At 72.7% G+C, this 19,639-nt stretch carries 11 protein-coding genes and 1 riboswitch; of the genes, 3 read left to right on the forward strand and 8 right to left on the reverse strand.

Annotation, left to right across the window (positions count from 1 at the left end; all coding sequences use genetic code 11):
- Window positions 1-44: 44 nt before the first annotated feature.
- Both OG521_04670 and OG521_04675 read left to right on the forward strand, forming a co-directional pair.
- Entirely contained in the window at window positions 45-539 is a 495-nt protein-coding gene (locus OG521_04670) for an FBP domain-containing protein (protein ID WUW20118.1), read from the forward strand.
- 111 nt (window positions 540-650) lie between these two features.
- Window positions 651-744, forward strand: a riboswitch (TPP riboswitch).
- On the forward strand, window positions 734-2,134 hold the full coding sequence (locus tag OG521_04675; protein ID WUW20119.1) for a cytosine permease: 1,401 nt from the start codon (window positions 734-736) through the stop codon (window positions 2,132-2,134). (Overlaps the previous riboswitch by 11 nt.)
- Here the strand turns inward: OG521_04675 and OG521_04680 are convergent.
- The 4 genes from OG521_04680 to OG521_04695 all read right to left on the reverse strand — a co-directional run bounded on the left by OG521_04680 (window position 2,101) and on the right by OG521_04695 (window position 10,184).
- The gene (locus tag OG521_04680) at window positions 2,101-5,262 is read right to left on the reverse strand and encodes a glycosyl hydrolase-related protein (GenBank protein ID WUW20120.1); all 3,162 of its coding nucleotides are present in this window, start codon (window positions 5,260-5,262) and stop codon (window positions 2,101-2,103) included. The two genes, OG521_04675 and OG521_04680, sit on opposite strands and share 34 nt — an antisense overlap.
- Window positions 5,263-5,345: 83 nt before the next feature.
- Window positions 5,346-8,372, reverse strand: a complete 3,027-nt coding sequence (locus tag OG521_04685; protein ID WUW20121.1) for a glycosyl hydrolase-related protein — start codon at window positions 8,370-8,372, stop codon at window positions 5,346-5,348.
- Between the two features lie 79 nt (window positions 8,373-8,451).
- Window positions 8,452-9,540, reverse strand: a complete 1,089-nt coding sequence (locus OG521_04690; protein ID WUW20122.1) for a Gfo/Idh/MocA family oxidoreductase — start codon at window positions 9,538-9,540, stop codon at window positions 8,452-8,454.
- Window positions 9,525-10,184 carry a ThuA domain-containing protein gene (locus tag OG521_04695; protein WUW20123.1) on the reverse strand — a complete coding sequence of 220 codons (660 nt, stop codon included), beginning with the start codon at window positions 10,182-10,184 and terminating at the stop codon, window positions 9,525-9,527. The genes OG521_04690 and OG521_04695 overlap by 16 nt, the downstream gene beginning before the upstream one ends.
- A 439-nt stretch (window positions 10,185-10,623) precedes the next feature.
- Between OG521_04695 and OG521_04700 the strand changes: the two genes are divergently transcribed.
- Complete coding sequence (locus OG521_04700) at window positions 10,624-11,886, forward strand: glycoside hydrolase family 71/99-like protein (protein ID WUW20124.1); 1,263 nt, start codon at window positions 10,624-10,626, stop codon at window positions 11,884-11,886.
- A gap of 44 nt (window positions 11,887-11,930) precedes the next feature.
- Here OG521_04700 and OG521_04705 read toward each other — a convergent pair whose 3' ends face one another.
- The 4 genes from OG521_04705 to OG521_04720 form a co-directional block, all read right to left on the reverse strand.
- A complete protein-coding gene (locus OG521_04705) occupies window positions 11,931-14,099 on the reverse strand; it encodes an ROK family protein (GenBank protein WUW20125.1) in 2,169 nt (722 codons plus the stop codon).
- Window positions 14,092-17,199, reverse strand: coding sequence for a glycosyl hydrolase-related protein (locus tag OG521_04710; GenBank protein WUW20126.1), 3,108 nt, complete (start codon window positions 17,197-17,199; stop codon window positions 14,092-14,094). Before OG521_04710 ends, OG521_04705 begins: the two co-directional genes overlap by 8 nt.
- 226 nt (window positions 17,200-17,425) lie before the next feature.
- On the reverse strand, window positions 17,426-18,697 hold the full coding sequence (locus tag OG521_04715; GenBank protein WUW20127.1) for a mandelate racemase: 1,272 nt from the start codon (window positions 18,695-18,697) through the stop codon (window positions 17,426-17,428).
- 104 nt (window positions 18,698-18,801) lie between these two features.
- Window positions 18,802-19,611 (reverse strand): IclR family transcriptional regulator, encoded by an 810-nt coding sequence (locus OG521_04720; GenBank protein WUW20128.1) that lies wholly within the window; start codon window positions 19,609-19,611, stop codon window positions 18,802-18,804.
- Window positions 19,612-19,639: the final 28 nt, after the last annotated feature.

Raw genomic sequence — 19,639 nt, forward strand, 5'->3', positions numbered from 1 at the left:
TAATCATTTGCCTAGGGGTCATAGGCGGCGTTAGCTTCGTAGACATGAAGGCCGTGACCGAGCAGGACATCCGCACATCGTTCGTGAATTGCTCCAAGGGAGAAGCCAAGCGCCTGCCGCTGCCCCGCGACTTCGACGAGCTGCCGTGGGACGATCTCGACTTCCTGGGCTGGCGTGACCTCTCCGCCCCGGGACGGAGCTACATCGTCACCGAGCACGAGGGCAGGCTGACCGGCATCACGCTGCGCTTCCCCTCCCAGCAGCGCGGCTTCCTGCACCGGAGCATGTGCTCGCTCTGTCTGACCACGCACCCGGGCAGCGGGGTGTCGCTGATGACCGCCCGCAAGACGGGCCCGGCGGGGCGGGACGGCAATTCGGTCGGCCTGTACATGTGCACCGACCTGGCCTGCTCGCTCTATGTGCGGGGGAAGAAGGCCGTGGCCTCGGGCGCCCGCTTCAAGGAGTCGCTGACCGTGGAGGAGCAGATCGCCCGCACGACGGCCAACCTCACCGCGTACGTCGCCAAGCTCTTCGCCTGAGCGGGCCGCGGCGGACGCGGCGGCGCGGGTTCCGCCGCGCGCTGCCGTTCCGGCCCTCGCCGGCGACCCCGCCGCACGGGCAGGTGCGCGGGTCCGGCTATCCTGACCGCCGAACCGGACACGGGGTGCCCCACAAGGGGCTGAGAACACACCCGTCGAACCTGAACCAGTTAGCACTGGCGGAGGGATGTCTCATGTCATTGCCGTATGCCCAGGACGAGCGCGCAGCGGTGGAAGCCCGGCCCGCTTTCGGCGGGCGCATGCCCACCGCCCCCGGCGATCTGCGCGTCGAGGCGCACGGCATAGCCCCCGTGCCCGAGGACCGCCGCTACGGCGGGCCCGGCCGGCTGTTCACCGTCTGGTTCGCCCCCAACCTGACCATGACCGGGGTCTTCACCGGCACGGTCGGCATCGCGCTGGGCCTGGACTTCGCGACGGCGCTCGCCGCCGTCGTGCTCGGCACGCTGGTGGGCGCCGTGCCCACCGCGTACCTGGGCACCTGGGGCAGCCGGACCGGTGCCGGGCAACTCCCGCTCGCACGGCTGGCGTTCGGGCGGGGCGTCGTCGTCCCCGGCGCCCTGCAGTGGCTGTCGTCCATCGCCTGGGACGCGCTGATCGGTCTGTTCGGCGGGGACGCGCTGGCCCAGTTGTGCGGCTGGCCGTTCTGGCTCGGCGTGCTGGTCATGATGGCAGCGCAGGGGGCGCTCGGCGTCCTGGGGTACGAGGTGATCCACCGGCTCCAGACCGTCATGACGTTCGCGCTGGCCGCCGCCTTCCTGGTGCTCGCCACGAAGCTCCTGGACGGTGTGCACCCCGCCTCGACCGGCTCGGTGCACGGCGCCGACCGGGCCGGTGCCTTCGTCCTGACCTGCACCATCGCACTGAGCCTCGCCGTGTCCTGGGCGCCGTACGCCAGTGACTTCAGCCGCTATCTGCCGGCCACCGCGTCCCGGCCGCGGATGTTCTGGGGCACGCTGCTCGGCATCAGCGCCTCGTTCGTCGCGGTCCAGACCCTCGGGCTGTGGGGTGCGTCCGTCTTCACCGACCAGACCGCGCACGGCATCGACACCCTGCTGGGCGGCGGCGCCCTCGGCGGGTTCGGGCTGCTCGCGGTGGCGCTCGCCGCGCTGTGCAGCAACGCCATGAACGACTACAGCGGATCGCTGGCGCTGCAGACCATGGGGGTCCGCCTGCCGCGCCCCGTCGCGGCGGCACTCGCCGCCGCGCTCGGATTCCCGCTGGTGCTGTGGATGCACGCGGCCGACACCACGGCCCGGTTCCAGAACGTGCTGCTGCTCGTCGGCTACTGGATCCCCGGCTTCGTCGCGATCGTCGCCGTCGACTGGATCGTCCGGTCGAGGGCCCGCGGTGGCGCGCCGGTCGATCTGGCCGCCGAGAGCTCCCGCCCGCAACCGTGGTGGCCGGCGCTCACCGCGTTCGCCGTCGCCTTCGCGGCCGCGGTGCCGTTCATGAACACCAGCCTGTACGTGGGCCCGGTGGCCACGGCGCTGCACGGGGCCGACCTCGCCTACGGTGTGGCGTTCCTGGTGGCCCTGGCGGTCTACGCACCACTGCGGTTGAGCCGACGCTCCTGAGAGGGACCTGCGCCCGGTCCTGCCGGGCGCAGGCGCAGGGTGCGGATCTGGAAGGGGCGCATCCGCAGCTCCGCCGACGACGGGCCGGGCGGGCCCGAACCCGGCTCGGCCGGTGGCATCAGCTCCTGGTCCGGTTCTTCGAGCAGGTCGCAGTCGGCGATCCCGGCGACGGGGAAGCCCGCCGTCAGCCGTGCCGTGACCGCTCCCCCACAGGCCTCGTACAGCCGCACGATCACGTCTCCGCTGCGGTCGTCGGCGAGCTTGACCGACTCCACGACGACATCCGTCGTGTCGAGGGTGACCAGCGCGCGGGCCTCGGCCGGAGCGGGACGCAGGGGCAGGTTGAGCGCGTACCCGCCCGCGATGGCCTCCTCGACACCGGCGCCGGTGAGCAGGGCGTAGCTGAACGCGTGGCGCCCCCGGTCCGCCTGCGGGTCGGGGCTGTGCGGGGCCCGCAGCAGCGAGAGCCGGACGGTCGTGGTGGTGCCGCCGTCCTCCTCGCGGGTGTCGCGGCCGATGTCGTGGCCGTAGGTGGAGTCGTTGAGCAGGGCGGCGCCCCAGTGCCGTTCGCCGACGTGCACCCAGCGGTGGGCCCACAGTTCGAAGCGGGCGGCGTCCCAGCTGGTGTTCTCGTGGGTGGGCCGCTGCACATGGCCGAACTGGATCTCGGCGCTCTCCCGTTCCGCGTGCACGTCGAGCGGCCAGGCCGCCTTGAGCACGGCGTCGCGCTCCTGCCAGTCGATGTCGGTGCGGACGGTCAGCTGACGGCTCTCCGCGGTCAGTTCGAGGTGCTGGACGATCGTGGTGGCGCGGTGGGTGCGCTCGACGCGTACGGAGGCGAGCAGCGGGCCCGCGTCCGTCAGGGTCACCGAGTCGGCCTCGTCGAGGTCGTGCACGGTGTCGCGGTAGTACCGGTCGATGTTCCAGGCGGACCACAGGTTGGGGTCGTCGGGATGGATCTGGAGCAGGTTGCCCGCGGCGCCGGGCGCGATCGCCTCGCGCCGGGCGGTGCGGTCGTACACCGAGGTGACCAGCCCCCGGCTGTCCACGACCACGGTCAGCAGGCCGTTGTCCAGGACGTATCCGCCGTCGTCGGCGCGTGCGGTGACGGCCTGGCGGGGACGGCCGAGCGTGCCGCCGGTGGCGAGCGCGGGCACGTCGGCGAGGACCGCCTCCCTGCCGTCGGAGAGCTGCTGGGCGTGCGGCAGCCCGGTGCCGCCTGCGACGACGGCGACCTCGCGGCGGGCGTAGGGACCGGCGTTGAGCAGGGCGGGGCCGCCCGGCAGATGCCCGGCGGCGGCCCCGGTCATCGCTTCCAGCTCGGCGCGGATCTCCCGGTACTCCCGCTCGGCCTGCTGGTGCACCCAGGCGATGGAGGACCCGGGCAGGATGTCGTGGAACTGGTTGAGCAGCACCCGCCGCCACACCGCTTCCAGCCGCTCGTACGGGTAGGGCGCGCCGGCCAGGACCGATGCCGTCGCGGCCCAGAGCTCGGCCTCCCGCAGCAGGGCCTCGCTGCGCCGGTTGCCGCGCTTGGTGCGGGCCTGGCTGGTGTACGTACCCCGGTGGTTCTCCAGGTAGAGCTCGCCGCGCCACACGGGCGGCCGGTCCTGCTCGGCGCGGGCCTCGGCGAAGAACCGGCCGGGGGCGACGATCTCGACCTTGGGTGACCCTTCGAGGTCGCGGAGCCGGCGCGCCTTCTCCAGCATGGTGCGGGTGGGCCCGCCGCCGCCGTCGCCGTAGCCGAACGGGACGAGGGAGCGCCTCGCCACACCCTTGTCCGCGAAGTTGGCCTCGGCGTGGGCGTTCTCGCTCGCGCTGAGCGAGGCGTTGTACGTGTCGACGGGCGGGAAGTGGGTGAAGATCCGGGTTCCGTCGATGCCCTCCCAGTCGAAGGTGTGGTGCGGGAGCTTGTTGGTCTCGTTCCAGGAGAGCTTCTGGGTGAGGAACCACTTGGCGCCTGCCAGCCTGGCGAGCTGCGGATAGGCGGCGGTGTAGCCGAAGGAGTCGGGCAGCCAGACGCCGTCCTGCTCGGTCCCGAACTCCTCGGCGAAGAACCGCCGCCCCATGACGAGCTGACGGGCCAGCGCCTCACCGCCGGGCAGATTGCCGTCCGCCTCCACCCACATGCCGCCGACCGGAACCCAGGTGCCGTCGGCGGCCGCCTTCCGCATCCGGGCGAAGATCTCCGGCCGCTGCTCCTTCATCCACGCGTACTGCTGGGCGGAGGAACAGGCGAAGACCAGCTCGGGGTACTCCCGGGCCATCGTGGTCATGTTGGTGAAGGTGCGGGCGCACTTGCGTACGGTCTCGCGGACCGGCCAGAGCCAGGCGGAGTCGATGTGGGCGTGGCCGACGGCGCTCAGGGTGTGCGCGGAGGCGTGCGCGGGCCGGGACAGCACACCGGCGAGCCGGCTGCGGGCCGCTGCCGCGGAGCGCGGCACGTCGTCGGGGTCGACGGCGGCGGCCGCGCGGCGCAGGGCGTGCAGGATCTCGTGGCGGCGCGAGGACCCCTCGGGGAGCTCGTGCATGAGCTCGTCCAGCACCTCGATGTCATGGATGAGGTGCCAGACGTCGTCCTCGCGGACCGCGATCTCCGCCTGTTCGAGGCGGTAGAGGGGGTCGTCGCCCGCGGTCTCCAAGGAGCCGTGATGGGTGTGGAGGCCGGCGCTGCCGACGATCGGCGGGTTGGCGGCCAGTTCGATCAGCAGGTCGACGGGCGAGTCCGCCGTGGCCGCATCGGTCAGCAGCACACTGCGGTGGTACGGGTGCAGCCCCTGCAGGGGCGAGCCGTGGGCGTCGTGAACCAGCCCCTCGGCCTGGCCGCCCGGCCCCCGGTCGAGGTCGAAGCCGAGGTCGAAGACGGCCTCGACACGGCGGCCCGCCCAGGCGGCGGGAATCCGCGCGGTGGCCCGCAGCCAGGTCGTCGACCAGGGGCCGCCCCAGGTCCCGCCGGCCGTGAACGGTTCGTACACGGCGGTCAGGGCGTCGGCGACGGGCACGGGCTCGCCGTCGACGTGCCAGGCGGACAGGGTGAGCGGGAGGGCGGAGGTGTACAGGGCGGGGCGGACGACGCGATCGAGCAGCGTGCGGATCCGCTGCTCGATGATCCGGCGTTCGTCGTGCACGGTGAGGGTCCTTCCTGAGGGGAGGTGCGCCGTCCGGGCGGGGACACGGAGGGTGGGCCGGAAGCGGCGGCCGGCCGCGGGGGTCAGGCGCGCGGCAGGCGCAACGTCACCATCTGGAAGGGCCGGAGGGACAGGACCACCCCGTCCCCCGCGGTGTCCGGTGGCCCGGCGTCGGCGATCGGGCGCTCCAGCAGATCCGTCACGGCGGCCCGTCCGGCGGCGAAGGCGTCCGCCGTGACCGTGGCGCGGGCGCGTCCTCCGTTCGCCTCGTAGACCCGGACGACGAGGTCGCCGCTGCGGTCGTCCGCCAGCTTCACGGCGCTCACCACCACGGCATCGTTGTCAACGGTCACCAGCGGGGCCACCTCGGCGGAACCGGTCACCCGCCGTTCGGGCACGTTCACCCGGAATCCCTCGCGCACCGCGTCACCGATCGTCGCGCCCGGCACCAGCGCGTGCCGGAAGCGGTGGACGCCCTGGTCGGTCTCCGGGTCGGGGTAGCGCGGGGCGCGCAGCAGGGAGGCCCGCACGGTCGTCGTGGTGCCCTCGTCCGCGGTGCGCACCGAACGGCTGACGTCGTGCCCGTAGGTGGAGTCGTTGACGAGGGCCACGCCCCAGCCCGGCTCGTCGAAGTGGACGAAGCGGTGGTTGCAGGCCTCGAACTTGGCCCACTCCCAGCTGGTGTTCTGGTGGGTGGGCCGGTAGGCGTGGCCGAACTGCGTCTCGGAGGCGTACCGGTCGGCCTTCACGTCCAGCGGGAAGGCCAGCTTCAGGAACTTCTCCGTCTCGTGCCAGTCCACCTCGGTGTCGATGTCGAGCCGTCTGACGTCGGCCGGAAGCGACAGGAGCTGGGTGACCCGGGAGTCGCCGAAGACGCGGACCACCCGCACCCCGTCCGCGTCGGCGGTCAGTTCGGCGACGTCGGTGAGGTCGCTGCCGACATTCCGGTAGAAGGCGTCGACGTCCCACGCGTCCCACTGGTTGGGGAAGTCCGGGTGGAGCTGGAGCAGGTTGGCCGCCTGATCCGGCGCGATCGTCTCCCGGCCCGCGGCGATGTCGTAGGCGGAGACCACCAGTCCCCTCGCGTCGATCTCGACCCGCAGGAGCCCGTTGTCGAGGACGTGGCCGCCGCCCTCGCGTGCGGTGGGGATGACCGGCCGGTCGTGGGCGGACGCGCCGGACGCGCCACCGGCCGGGACTCCGCCGCGGGTGTGCGGGGCCGCGTTGAACACGAGTTCCGTGGTGGCCGGTCCGACTCCGGCGAGCGCGCGCTGCGCGGCGGCGATGACCGCGCCGAGCTCCTCGGCGACGCGTGCGTAGGTGGCCCGTGCCTCCCGGTGGACCCACGAGGTCGAGGAGCCGGGCAGGATGTCGTGGAACTGGTGCAGCAGCACCGTCTTCCAGATCCGGTCCAGTTGCTCGTACGGGTACGGGGCGCCGGTCCGTACGGCCGCCGTGGCCGCCCACAGTTCGGCCTCCACGAGGAGGTGCTCGCTGCGCCGGTTGCCCTGCTTCGTCTGCGCCTGGCTGGTGAACGTGGCGCGGTGCAGTTCGAGGTACAACTCGCCGACCCAGACGGGCGGGTCGGGGTATTCGGCCTCGGCCTTCGCGAAGAAGGCGGCCGGCTCCTCCCACTCGACGATCGCCGATCCGTCCAGGCTGCGCATCCGGGCCGCCTTGGCGACCATCTCCCGCGTCGTGCCGCCGCCGCCGTCGCCGAAGCCTGTCGGCGCGAGGGAGCGGGTGGCGACCCCCTTCTCCTTGAAGTTCCGTGCGGCGTGGGCTATCTGACGGCCCGACATTTCGCAGTTGTAGCTGTCGACGGGCGGGAAGTGGGTGAAGATCCGGGTTCCGTCGATGCCCTCCCAGTCGAAGGTGTGGTGCGGGAACTTGTTGGTGCGGTTCCACGAGATCTTCTGGGTGAGCAGCCACTTGGAGCCGGCCGCCTTGATGATCTGCGGCAGACCCGCCGCGAAGCCGAACGTGTCGGGGAGCCACGCCTCGTCGTTCTCGACGCCGAACTCGTCGAGGAAGAAGCGCTTGCCGTGCACGAACTGCCGGGACATGGCCTCGGAGCCCGGCATGTTGGTGTCGGACTCCACCCACATGCCTCCGGCGGGTACGAACCTGCCCTCCGCGACGGCCTTCTTCACCCGGGCGTACACCTCGGGGCGGTGCTCCTTGATCCAGGCGAACTGCTGGGCCTGGGACATCGTGAAGACGAAGTCGGGCTCCTCCTCCAGCAGGGCCGTCATGTTGGAGGCGGTGCGGGCCACCTTCCGCACGGTCTCGCGCAGGGGCCACAGCCAGGCCGAGTCGATGTGGGCGTGGCCGACGGCGCTGATGCGGTGGGCCGTCGGCAGGGCGGGGGCGGCGAGCACCGCGGCCAGTTCCTGCCGGGCGGCCGCCGCCGTGGCGTTGACGTCCTGGAGGTCGACGGCGTCCAGGGCGTTGCTGACGGCGCGCAGGATCTCCCAGCGGCGTGCGCCGTCGAGCGGGAGTTCCGCCATGAGTTCGCCCAGGACCTCCAGGTCCATGACGAGGTTCCACACCGCCTCGTCGCGTACGGCCAGTTCCATCCGGCCGAGCACGTACTGCGGGGCGTCGCCCGCGGTCAGCCGGTCGCCCATGAGTGTGGGCTGGAACGGCACCCCGCCGGCTTCGAGATCGGGGTTGGAGGCCGCTTCGACGTGCCAGTGGATCTGCTCGCCGCCGACGGCCGGGGAGGCGACGGGGACGTAGGAGTTGCGGGGGTGGAGTCCCTTGACCGGGGTGCCGTCGGGCCGGTGGACGAGCCCTTCGCACTGGAATCCCGGGGTGCGTGGGGAGAATCCGAGGTCGAGCACGGCCTCGACGGTGAGTCCGGCCCACTCCTCGGGCACCGTGCCGCCGACCCTGAACCAGCTCGTCCCCCAGGGCGCGCCCCACGGCGTGCCCGCGGCGATGGGACGGGTGGGGGCCGCGATCCCCTCCGCCACGGAGACCGGCTCCCCCGTGGTGGACCAGATCTCCACGTCGAGCGGGATGGTCCTGGGGTGGATCGCGGGGCGGATGCGCTCCCTGAGGACGCGCTCCAGACGATGTTCGACCAGTGTGCGGTCATCGTGCATGAGGACAGTCTCCTGTTAGCTGCAGACATGCGTGGTGAGGCCGTGGTGGGGGGCGCGGGGCAGCGGGCTGCCGGCCGGATCAGTCGCCGGCGGACTCCACGGGGGCCGGGCGCTCGCAGGTGCTCGTCACGGGGAGCGCCGTCCCCCGGTCCGCCGCGTCCATGAGCGTGAGCATGATGTCCAGGACGTGGGCGGCGAGTTCCGCGGAGGCCCGGTGCGGCCGCCCGGCCGCCAGGGCGTCGGCGAGGTCGGCGAGGCCGGTGCCGCGTCCGCCGTCCGGGTATCCGGCCGATACGGGCAGCGTCTCCCATCCGCCGCCCCGGTGGATCTCGACAGGGCCGTCGAAGCCGTTCGGGTCGGGCACCGAGAGGGAGGCCGCGGTGCCGTGCACCTCGATCCGCGGCAGCCGTGCGGCACGGACGTCGAAGCTCATCACGAGCGTGGACAGGGCGCCGCCGGCGTGTTCCAGGATGCCGGTGACATGGGTGTCCACCTCGACCGGGAAGCGCTGTCCGGCACGCGGGCCGCTGCCGATCTCGCGTTCCGCGCGCGGCCGCGAGGAGGCTCCGGTCACCCGGACGACCGGGCCGAGCAGATGGACCAGCGCGGACAGGTAGTAGGGACCCATGTCGAGCAGGGGACCGCCGCCGGGCCGGTAGTAGAACTCGGGGTCCGGGTGCCAGGCCTCGTGGCCCGCGGTCGTCATGAACGCGGTGGCGGCGACCGGGGTGCCGATGAGTCCGTCGTCGACGGCCCTGCGCGCGGTCTGGGTGCCGGTGCCGAGGACGGTGTCGGGTGCGCAGCCCACCCGCAGTCCGTGTTCGCGCGCCGCCGCCAGCACGGTGCCGGCCTCCTTGCGGTCAGCGGCGAGCGGCTTCTCGCCGTAGACGTGCTTGCCTGCCCGCAGCGCGGCCAGGGCGACCTCGGCGTGGACGGCGGGCACGGTGAGGTTGAGGACCGCGTCCACGTCGTCCCGCGCCACCAGGCCGGCCACGTCCTCCACCACGGCCACCTCTCCGCCGGCTTCGGCGGCGGCCGCCTCGGCGCGGCCGCGGTCGAGGTCGGTGACGGCCGTCAGGCGTACGCCGGGCAGTCGTGCCAGTGTCGAGAGGTAGGCGCCGCTGATCTTGCCCGCGCCGACCATGCCGATCCTCAACGGCTCGCCCACAGCAGTCCCCTCTCGGTGAGTGTGCGTACTTCCGGCACGTCGAAGTCGTCCGGCTTGTGGCCGATCGTCGAGACGAAGACACGGCCCCGGCCGCAGGTCCGGGTCCAGACGGCGGGCATCACGGCCGGGCGGTCGTGGGTCTCGCCGGCCGGGAAGGTCGTGGTGGCCAGGACGTCGACGAGCGGGTCGGTGGACATCCAGTACTGCTCGGTGTGGACGGTGAAGTCCTGGAGGCCGCTGATGACCGGGTGGCTCGCCTGCTCCGGGAGCAGGCGCACGGTGTGGTCGTGGTAGCCGGGCGGGTGCATGACGAACTGGCCGCCGGTCAGCATCTGGTAGTCGAGGTCGCCGCGGAAGGCGTCGACGATGCCGCCGTGCCATCCGGCGAGTCCGGTGCCGGCCCGGACCGCGGCGGACAGTCCCGCGGTCTGCTCGCGGGTGATGGTTCCCATGGTCCAGCACTGCACCACCAGGTCGGTGGCGGCGAGGAGTTCGGCGTCCTCGTAGACCGCGAGGTCCTCGGCGGTCTCGACGGCGAAGCCCTCCTCCTTGAGGAACGGGAGGAACAGGTCGGTGATCGTGACGGGCTGGTGCCCGTCCCAGCCACCACGGACGACGAGCGCCCTTCGGGTGTCGGTGCTCAAGGGTCTTGCACACTCCTATCGACGCCACGCGGCAGGGCGCGGCGATCGGACGTCGGATGATGATCGAGGTGGGGGCGGAGGCCGCGCCGAGCCGTGGGCCGGAGAGCCGGCCGGGCGGGTGACCGTCGCAGGTGGATTCCTCTGCACGGGTGGTGTCGCGGCGAACAGCCACTCGAACCTACGAAGCGCCGAACCAATTCGTCAAGGGGCCATACGAATAGGGCCGGCCGTCACTCGCGTCCCGCCGTCACGGCGGAACGGACCGTAGCCATCGGCAGCTTCCGGAAAGTAAATAGCCTGACATATCACCTCTTGCGCGGCGACGGAGAGCCCGACTACGTTGCGGCACGGGCCCGTTGGAGCTGAGCGGGCCCCTGCCGCACACCCCCACACGCGCCCCGGCGCACTCAGGCAGACCCCACTCAGAAGGAGTCCCCCCATGGCCCTCTCCAGACGTGCCCTCATCCGGTCCGCACTCGCCACCACCGCCGGCGCGGGCATCATCGCCGGAGGCCGTGCCGCCTACGGCACCTCCCCCTCGGCCCCGCGGGTCTCGGCGAGCGGACCCGGCGACGTCGTCGGGAAGATCACCGTCGGCTACCAGGGCTGGTTCGCGTGCAAGGGCGACGGAGCGCCGATCGACGCCTGGTGGCACTGGGCCCCCAACTCGCAGAACGCGCCCTCGCCCACGAACAAGGGCATCAAGTCCTGGCCGGACGTGCGGGAGTACTCCCGCACCTACCCGACGGACTTCCCCGGCCTCGGCGGCGGAGCGCCCGCGGCCCTGTTCTCGTCGTACGACCAGCAGTCCGTGGACACCCACTTCGCCTGGATGCGCGACCACGGCATCGACACGGCCGCGCTCCAGCGCTTCAACCCGTACGGCTCCGAGGGCCCCACCCGCGACGTCATGGCGCAGAAGGTGCGCCAGGCGGCGGAGGCCACCGGCCGGAAGTTCTACATCATGTACGACGTCAGCGACTGGACGTCGATGCAGTCGCAGATCAAGGAGGACTGGACGTCGAAGATGCGGGCGCACACCGCCTCCGGCGCGTACGCGGTCCAGAACGGCAAGCCGGTCGTGTGCATCTGGGGCTTCGGCTTCAACGACAACCAGCGGCCCTTCGAACCCGCCCCCTGCCTGGATGTCGTCAACTGGTTCAAGAACCAGGGCTGTTACGTGATCGGTGGCGTCCCGACCCACTGGCGCAAGGGCGAGGGGGACTCCAGGCCCGGGTTCTCCGACGTCTACCACGCGTTCGACATGCTCTCCCCGTGGATGGTGGGGCGCATCGGCAGCGCAGCGCAGTCCGACGAGTTCTTCGCCAACGTGAACACACCCGACCAGGCGGACTGCGACGCCCACGGCATCGACTACCAGCCGTGTGTCATGCCGGGTGACCTCCAGGAACGGCACCGGGCGCACGGCGACTTCATGTGGCGGCAGTTCTACAACATGGTGCGGGTCGGCGCGCAGGGCATCTACATCTCGATGTTCGACGAGTACAACGAGGGCAACCAGATCGCCAAGACCGCCGAGAGTGCCGCCCAGGTGCCCGCCGGCTCCGGCATCTGGGCCCTCGACGAGGACGGCACCAGCTGCTCGTCCGACTACTACCTGAGGCTGACCGGCGACGGCGGCCGGATGCTGAAGAAGGAGATCGCCCTGACGGCCACCCGGCCCACGCCGCCGCGGGTCTGATCCGTCCTCCGCCACGGTCCCCCGTGGCTGCGCGCGGGTGTCCACTACTGGCCCTCCCGTCCGCGCAGCCGCGGGGTGAAGGTGGCGTGGAAGATGGTCGAGGCGGCGCCCACGGCCGCCGCCTCGGCGCTCAGCACGGACGGTTCGACCTCGACCCTGCGCAGCCGCCGGGCGGTGGGGAAGTCGTTGACCATGCGGCTGATCTCCTCCAGGTAGAAGCCCGCGACGTCGTCCGTGAAGAACGGGCCGCCGAGCACCAGCAGGTCGATGTCCAGCAGGTCGACGAGGCCGAGCGCGCCCTGCCCCACGGCCCTGGCCACCGCCCGGACGGCCGCGGTCGCGGCCGGGTCACCGGCCGCCGCCGCGGCCGCGACCGTGCGGTAGCCGGGGTTCTCCCGGTCCAGGCCGCCGCGCACCGCGAGATCCGGCACCGAGAACGGCGGGTTGCACTCGGGCAGGATCTCCGGCCGGCCCTCCGCGTCGACCCGGCCGAGCGCGATCGCGCAGAGCTGCCCGAACTCACCCGCGTTCGCGCTGACTCCCCGGTAGAGGTCACCGTTGAGATAGAGACCGGTGCCGACTCCCGTACCGAGGTAGATGTACGCGAAGTCCCTGGCCCTGCGGTCCCGGCCGGTCCAGCGCTCCCCCGCGGCTGCCGCGGTGGAGTCCTTCTCGATGATGACCGGACAGGGGAACCGTTCCTGGAGGAGGTACTGCAGGGGCAGGTCGTGCCAGGCGGACATCAGGGGCGGCGCGAGGACCGTGCCCGAGGCGATGTCCACGGGGCCCGGAACCGCGACCCCCACGCCCAGGAAGCCGTCGTCGCGCACCGCCCCCTGTGCCTGTTCCAGCGTCCTGCGGCCCAGCTCCGCCACCTGCTCGACGAACTCGCCGGGCTCGGTGTCCGGGGCGACGGGCCGGCTGCGGGTGCAGACGATCGCTCCGTCGAGGTCGATGACGACCGCGGTGATCACCTCGGGGTCGATGTGCATGCCCAGCGCGTGCGCCGCGCTTCCGCGCAGCCGGACGGGGGTGCGCGGTTTGCCGGACGTGCCGCGGCGCTGGGCGTCCTCGATGAGGATGCCGCGGTCGAGCAGGGAGCGGGCGATGCGGGAGACGGACTGCTGGGTCAGGCCGGTGCGGTGGGCGATCTCCCCGCGGGTGATGGTCCCCGCGAGCCGTACGGCCTCGATGACCACGCACTCGTTGAACGAACCGAGATCGATCTGGTTGACGCCGCTCGCCGACTGCGCGGGCTGTGCGGGGCCGTGAGCGGCGGGCTCGCCCCGCAGGCGTCCCGCGACCGTCTCGCGCAGCCAGCTGACCGGCGCGGGCCGGCCGTACCGCTCCAGGGCCGCGACCAGGTCGAGGTAGACGCGCCGGGACGACTCCGGGTGCCGGGTCGAGTCGAGTGCGGCCATCGCGCCCACGAAGCTGCGCCAGCTGGAGCGGGCCGGCGGCCGGTGCCAGGTCACGGACCCGCCGTGCGGACCGGCCGCGGGCGGCGCCTCCTCCCGGTCCCAGAGCATCACCGCGTGCAGGGCGATGTCCGGATGGCTCTCTGCGGCCGCGGCGAGGTAGCCGGCCAGGTCCCGTCCGGAGGCGTCGGCGTCCGGTGACGTGGTGAGCGACGGTGCCGGGGCGTCGTGTGCGGCGACCAGCGCCCGGTCCAGTCCGTCCAGCACGTCCTGGCCGATCGGGGTGTCCGCGACCGCCGCGGCGGCGGGCGGCCTGGTCCCGATGAGCAGGACCGCCCGCAGCGGGTCGACGTACAGCCCCATCACCCACACCTCGGCGCAGGGCAGGGGCGGGCGCGTCGGCACCTGGGGTGCCGGGGACTCGTCCGGGTTCAGCCGCCAGCGGCGGCGGACGGCGGCCACGGTGGCGTGCGACAGGCCGAGTTCGCGGGCCACGGCACGGGTGGCGCCACTGGATCCGGGCGCGAGGAGTGCGCGGCTGACGACCTCCCCCTCGTCCACCGTGACCGGTCTTCCGGTCCGCGGCCGTTGCTCCAGACCGTCCAGCCCCGAGGTCTGCCAGCGGTGGCGCCAGGTGCCCACGGTCTGCCTCGACACCCCGAGCCGCCGCGATATCTCGGCGTCCCGCAGCCCGCCGGCCACGAGCAGGACGACCCGCGCGCGGATGGCGAGGGGGCCGCTGCTGCTCTCCCAGCGGCGCAGCACGGCCCGGGTTTCGGGTTCGAGGTCAGGCACCGGTACCTCCGACGGCCAGGCGCAGGGTGAGGATCTGGAAGGGGCGCAGGCACACGGTGACGTCGCCGTCGTGATGGGGGTGTCCGGCGAGCGGCCGCTCCAGGAGGTCCGTCTCGCACACGGATGCCAGGGCGAATCCCGCGGTGAGCGTGGTGCGGGCGCGTCCGCCGCGCGCCTCGTAGAGCCGCACGACGACATCGCCGGAGTGGTCGTCCGCCAGTTTGACCGCTTCGACGACGACATCGGGGTGATCGACGGCGAGCAGCGGGCGGGCGGACCGGCCGGGCCTGAGCGGCAGATCGAGGCGGTATCCCTCGGTGATCGCGTCGCCGGGGTCCGCGCCCGGCCTGAGCGTGTGGCGGAAGAGCTGCGGCCCCCGGTCGGCGTGCGGGTCCCGGCCCTGCCCGGCGCCGAGCAGGGTGAGCCGGAGGGTGGTGGTGGAGCCGCCGTCGTCGCGCGTCCGCCGTACGACGTCGTATCCGTGGCCGGTGTCCGAGGCGAGGGCTACGCCCCAGCGGTGCTCGCCGATGTGCAGCCAGCGATGGGTCCGGTGCGCGGCGGCTACGTCGGTGGCATGCCCGGCGAGTCCGAACGCGATGTCTCCCAGGACGTGTTCCGCGTGGACGTCGAGGGGCCACAGCGACTGAAGCGCACTGTCCCGCTCCCGCCAGTCGATGGCGGTGTCGATCGCGAGGGCGTGACCGCCGGCCGCCAGGGACAGTTCCTGTACGACGGTGGAGCGCCCCGTGGTCCGTTCCACCCGGAGCCGCACCATCAGCGGGCCCTCGTCGGTGAGCCGTACGCTCAGCGCCTCGGTGAGGTCCCGGCCGGCGCGGCCGGGCCCGGGAGGCCGGCCGGCCGGGCCGTCCGGCCGGAGCCGGAGGAGGTTGCCGAGGCGGCCGGGGGCGATGGCGTCGCGGCCGGTGGCCAGATCGCACACGGAGCCGACCAGGCCACGGGCGTCGACGCGGACCGATGTCAGCCCGTTGGCCAGGAGGTATCCGCCGTCCGGCGTGCGCCGGACGGTGACCGGTGGGGTGCCGTCGAGCGGCAGCCCCGCCCGGCCGGTCCCGAGTGCGGGTGCCTCGGCGAGATGCGCCCGGCGCCCGTCGGCCAGGTCCTGGCCGTGCGGGATCAGGGGGTCGGCGTCGACGACGACCACTTCGCGGCGGTCGTACGGGGCCGCGTTGAGCACCGCCGGTCCGTCGGCGGGTCCGTTGACGCGACGGATCAGGGCCTCCAGCCGGCGGTGGATGTCGCGGTGCTCCAGCTCGGTCTCCTGGTGGACCCAGGAGATGCCCGTCCCGGCGGCGACGTCCTGCGCCTGGTGGAGCAGGACCCGCTTCCAGAGGGTGTCGATCTCCTGGTACGGATAGGGCACACCGCCGTGGACGGCCGCTGTCACCGACCACAGTTCGGCCTCGCGCAGCAGCGCCTCCGCCCGGCGGTTGCCGCGCTTGGTGCGGGCCTGCGCGGAGTAGGTGCCGTGGTGGGCCGCGAGGCGGAGCTCTCCTCGGTGCGCCGGGAGGGATCCGTCGTCCATTGCGGTGCCGTCGCTGCTGTCGCCGCCGACGAGGTACTTGAAGGCATCCGCGGGACGGCCCATGGTGACGCGCGGTGATCCTTCGAGGTCGTGGAGCCTGCGGACCGCCTCAAGCAGCTCCCGGGTGGGGACCGCCCCGCCCGCCCCGGACGCGCCGAGGGGCAGCAGCGCGGGAGCCTCGGGTCCGGCCTCGACGGCCGACGCGGCGGCCGATCCGATGGCGGGTCCGAGAGCGGCCGGCCCGGTGCCGTCCGGGTCCGCGGGGGCGAGGCGGCACGGGATGCGGGTCCCGTCGATGCCCTCCCAATGGAACGCGGCGCCGGGCGGGACGGCGATCCCTTCGGCCGGTGTCTTCCCCGCCGCTGCCGGGGCGAGGAGCCAGCGGGCCCCGGCGAGGGCCGCGAGTTGCGGAAGCGCCCCGTTCAGCTCCGGCGCGGCGGGCAGCCAGACGCCGTCGGTGTCCACGGCGAACTCGTCGCGGAAGAAGCGGTGTCCGTGGACGAACTGCCGGACCAGTGACTCGCCGCCCGGGACGCCCGGGTCGGCCTCGACCCACATGCCGCCGACCGGCGCCCAGTTGCCGTCGGCGACCGCCTTGCGTATCCGTTCGAAGATGTGCGGCTGATGGTCGCGCATCCAGGCGTAGTGCTGGGCCGACGAGGCGGCGAAGACCAGCTCCGGATACTCCTCGGCGAGGCTGACCGCGGTGGCGAAGGCCCGTGAGGCCCGGCGTATCGACTCATGCACCGGGAGCCGGCCGGTGTCGACGCGGGCGTGCCCGAAGGCGATCACCGGCTGCGCCGACTCATGGGCCCTGCGGGCCAGTTCGGGGGCGAGGAGCGTACGGGCCCGGTGCACGGTGCCCGCGATGTCCTGGGGGTCGACGGCGTCGGCGGCCCGGACGAGGGCGGTACGGATGCGGTGCCGGCGCGGCTCGGCCGCGGGGAGTTCGCGCATGAGCCGGCCGAGGGTCTCGATGTCGTGGATGAGCTGCCAGACGCCCTCGTCGCGTACGGCGAGGTCGGCGGCCCGGAAGCGGTACAGCGGTTCGCCGCCGGCGGTGGCCGGGTTCCCGAACCGGGCCGCGGGGCCGTGGCGGGTGTCCACGAACGGGGTGGCGGCGGCCTCGACGAGCAGGCGTATGCGCTCTCCGCCGTCCGCCGCCGCGCTGATGGTGACGGGCTCTCCCCCGCCGTGCAGTCCCTGGAGCGGGATGCCGGACGCGTCGTGGACCAGCGCCTCGGCCGGACGGGCGGGCCCTGCGGCGGGGTCGCCGGAGCCGAGGTCGACGAGCGCCTCGACACGTCGCCCGGCCCAGCGTTCGGGCACCCGGGCCTCGAGCCGGAACCAGGTGGTGGACCAGGGCCGGCCCCAGTCGTCGCCGGCCAGAAAGGGTGCGTAGCCGGCCCGCAGCGCGATCCGTACGGGAACGGGCTCCCCCGGCGCCTGCCATGCGCCGATATCGAGGGGAATCCGCTGCGGGTGCAGTGCGGGGCGCAGGATTCCGTCGAGGAAGCGGGAAATGCGGTCCTCTTCGGCGGTCCACCGGTCATGCATGACTGCCCTCCCTGTCCAGGCGTAACAGCCATGTAAAACCATGTGTGTTATCAAGTCAACGCTTACTCCCCTGACATTCCTATGCCTGGTCCTGACCTGCGGAAGAGGCTTTGTCAGGCAATTAAATAAACACCATGGGCTCATTTCGGAAAGTAATTCACTTGACCATTCCGCACGGAAAAGGGGCGGCCGGGTGGCCGCCCCTCGCGGTGCCGGGTCCCCTCGGTCAGGGCCGGCCCACACTCCCGTCGGTGTGGCGCAGCAGGGCCCACCGGTCGTGCACACCCGGCTCCGGAACCGGGTACCGGCGCGCCGCCGCCTCGTCGAAGTCGACGCCGTGCCCGGGTGCTTCGTTCGGTACGAGCCCGCCGTCGTGCGCCACGACGGTGCCCGGGAAGACCTCGTGGACGGCCGGCTTGAAGACCGCCGCCTCCTGGACGCCGAAGGCGTGGCTGCTGATGTCCAGGGCGAGGGTCGCGGCCTGGGCGACCGGGCTGACGTCGGCGGGCCCGTGCGGAGCGAGGCGCACGCCGCGCAGTTCACAGACGGCGGCCAGCTTGCGGGCGGGGGTGAGGCCGCCGAGGGTGGGGACCCGGATGCGGGCGAAGTCGATGGAAGGACCCTCCAGCACCTCCATGAACTGGCGCGTGTCGTGGAAGAGTTCGCCGACGGCGAGCGGCACCGGGCTGCTCGCGTGCAGCCGGCGGAAGTGCCCGGCGTCCTCGGGTGCGAGCAGGTCCTCGACGAAGTAGAGCGCGGCGCCCTCGATCCGCCGCAGGAAATCCCTGGCCTGTCGCGGATCGAGCCGCTCATGGACGTCGTGGAGCAGCTCCACCTCGTCACCGACGCGTTCACGCACCCGGGTGAGCACGTCCGGCACGGTCTTCAGGTAGGCGGCGGAGTTCCACGGGACGGTGCGGTCGGACGAGGCGGCGCCGGCGGCTCCGTAGGTGTCCGATCCGGGGACGGCCGCCTGGATGCGGACGTGCCGGTAGCCGCGCTCGCGGGCCGCCGTCACCTTGTCGGCGATCTCGTGCGCGTCGGCGCCGTCGACGTGCGTGTAGGCCTCGGCGAAGGTGCGGACCCGGCCGCCGAGCAGGGAGTGCAGTGGCGCCCCGAGCCGTTTCGCCTTGAGGTCCCAGAGTGCGACGTCGATCCCGCCCAGGGCGTTTCCCGTGACCGAACCACCCCTCCAGTAGGCGCTGTTGAGCAGCAGCCGGTGGATGTCCTCGATGTCGTCCGGGTCGCGGCCGATGAGCAGGGGGGCGAGGTAGTCGTCGAGGACCGAGCGGACCGCGAGGGTACGCTGCGGATCGCTGGCGCAGCCGAGGCCGTAGAGTCCGGGATCGCTGGTCTCGACACGGACGATGAGGTGGGGGCAGCCGTGAGGGGCCGTCAGAAAGGTGCGGACGGCCGTGATGCGGATCCGGTCCCCCCGCCCGTCGGCCCAGGGGGCCGGGGCGAGGAGGGTGCCGGTACGGGCATCGGACGGGGCCATGCGAACTCCCGCATGCAGATAGCCGAATGATGTACAGCCATCCGAACGTACGGAGGGCCGAACACGTTTGTCAACGGAGCTGATGAATCCGGTGCGAGCGCCCCTCAGTGCTGCCCGAGTCTCTTGATCAGGGTCCGCAGCGAATGGGCCGCGTCGGTGACGGTCCGGGCGATCTCCGCCATCCGCACATCGTCCATCCTGCTGCGGGGCGCGGAGCAGGAGATCGCGTCGCCGCCGCCGTGCGCCGCGTCCAGTGCGACGGCCACGCAGCGGATGTCCACCGAGTTCTCGCCGTCGTCGCTGGCCCACCCGCGCAGCCGCGCCTCGGCGAGCTGGGCGACGAGCGCGTCCGGGTCGGTCACGGTGTCCGGAGTGAGCTGCTCCAGCGGCCAGTTGAGCCTGCGCTGGACCTCCAGGGCGTCGTACTGCGAGAGCACGGCCTTGCCCAGCGCCGTGGCGTGGGCCGGCAGCCGGCGGCCGACCGCCGAGTGCATGCGAAGGGCGTGCCGGGACTCGCGTTTGGCCAGGTAGACGATGTCCGTGCCGTCGAGCCTGCCGAGGTGGACGGTCTCACCCGTCTCCTCCGCGAGGCTGTCGAGCACCGGTCCCGCGAGGCTCGCGACGTCGTCCCCCTCCAGATAGGCGGTGCCGGTCAACAGCGCCTTGAGGCCCAGGCTGTAGCGCGTCCCCGAGGGGTCGACGTCCACCCAGCGGTGCGCCTCCATCGTCCGCAGAATCGCGTGCAGACTGCTCTTCGGCACCGCCATGGCCTGGGCCATCTCCGCGAGGGAGAGCAACGCGCCTTCCGCCCCGAGGAGTTCCAGGACCTCCAGCACCCGAGCTGCGGACTTGACCTCTTCCGGCTTGCGCGCCCGCGCCGTTCCCGCCACCGATTCCACAGAACCTCCGCTCACGCACCGGCGCCCTACGGCCCTCCGGACG

Origin of the sequence: Streptomyces sp. NBC_01463 (genome assembly GCA_036227345.1) — a bacterium.
Lineage (GTDB): Bacteria > Actinomycetota > Actinomycetes > Streptomycetales > Streptomycetaceae > Streptomyces.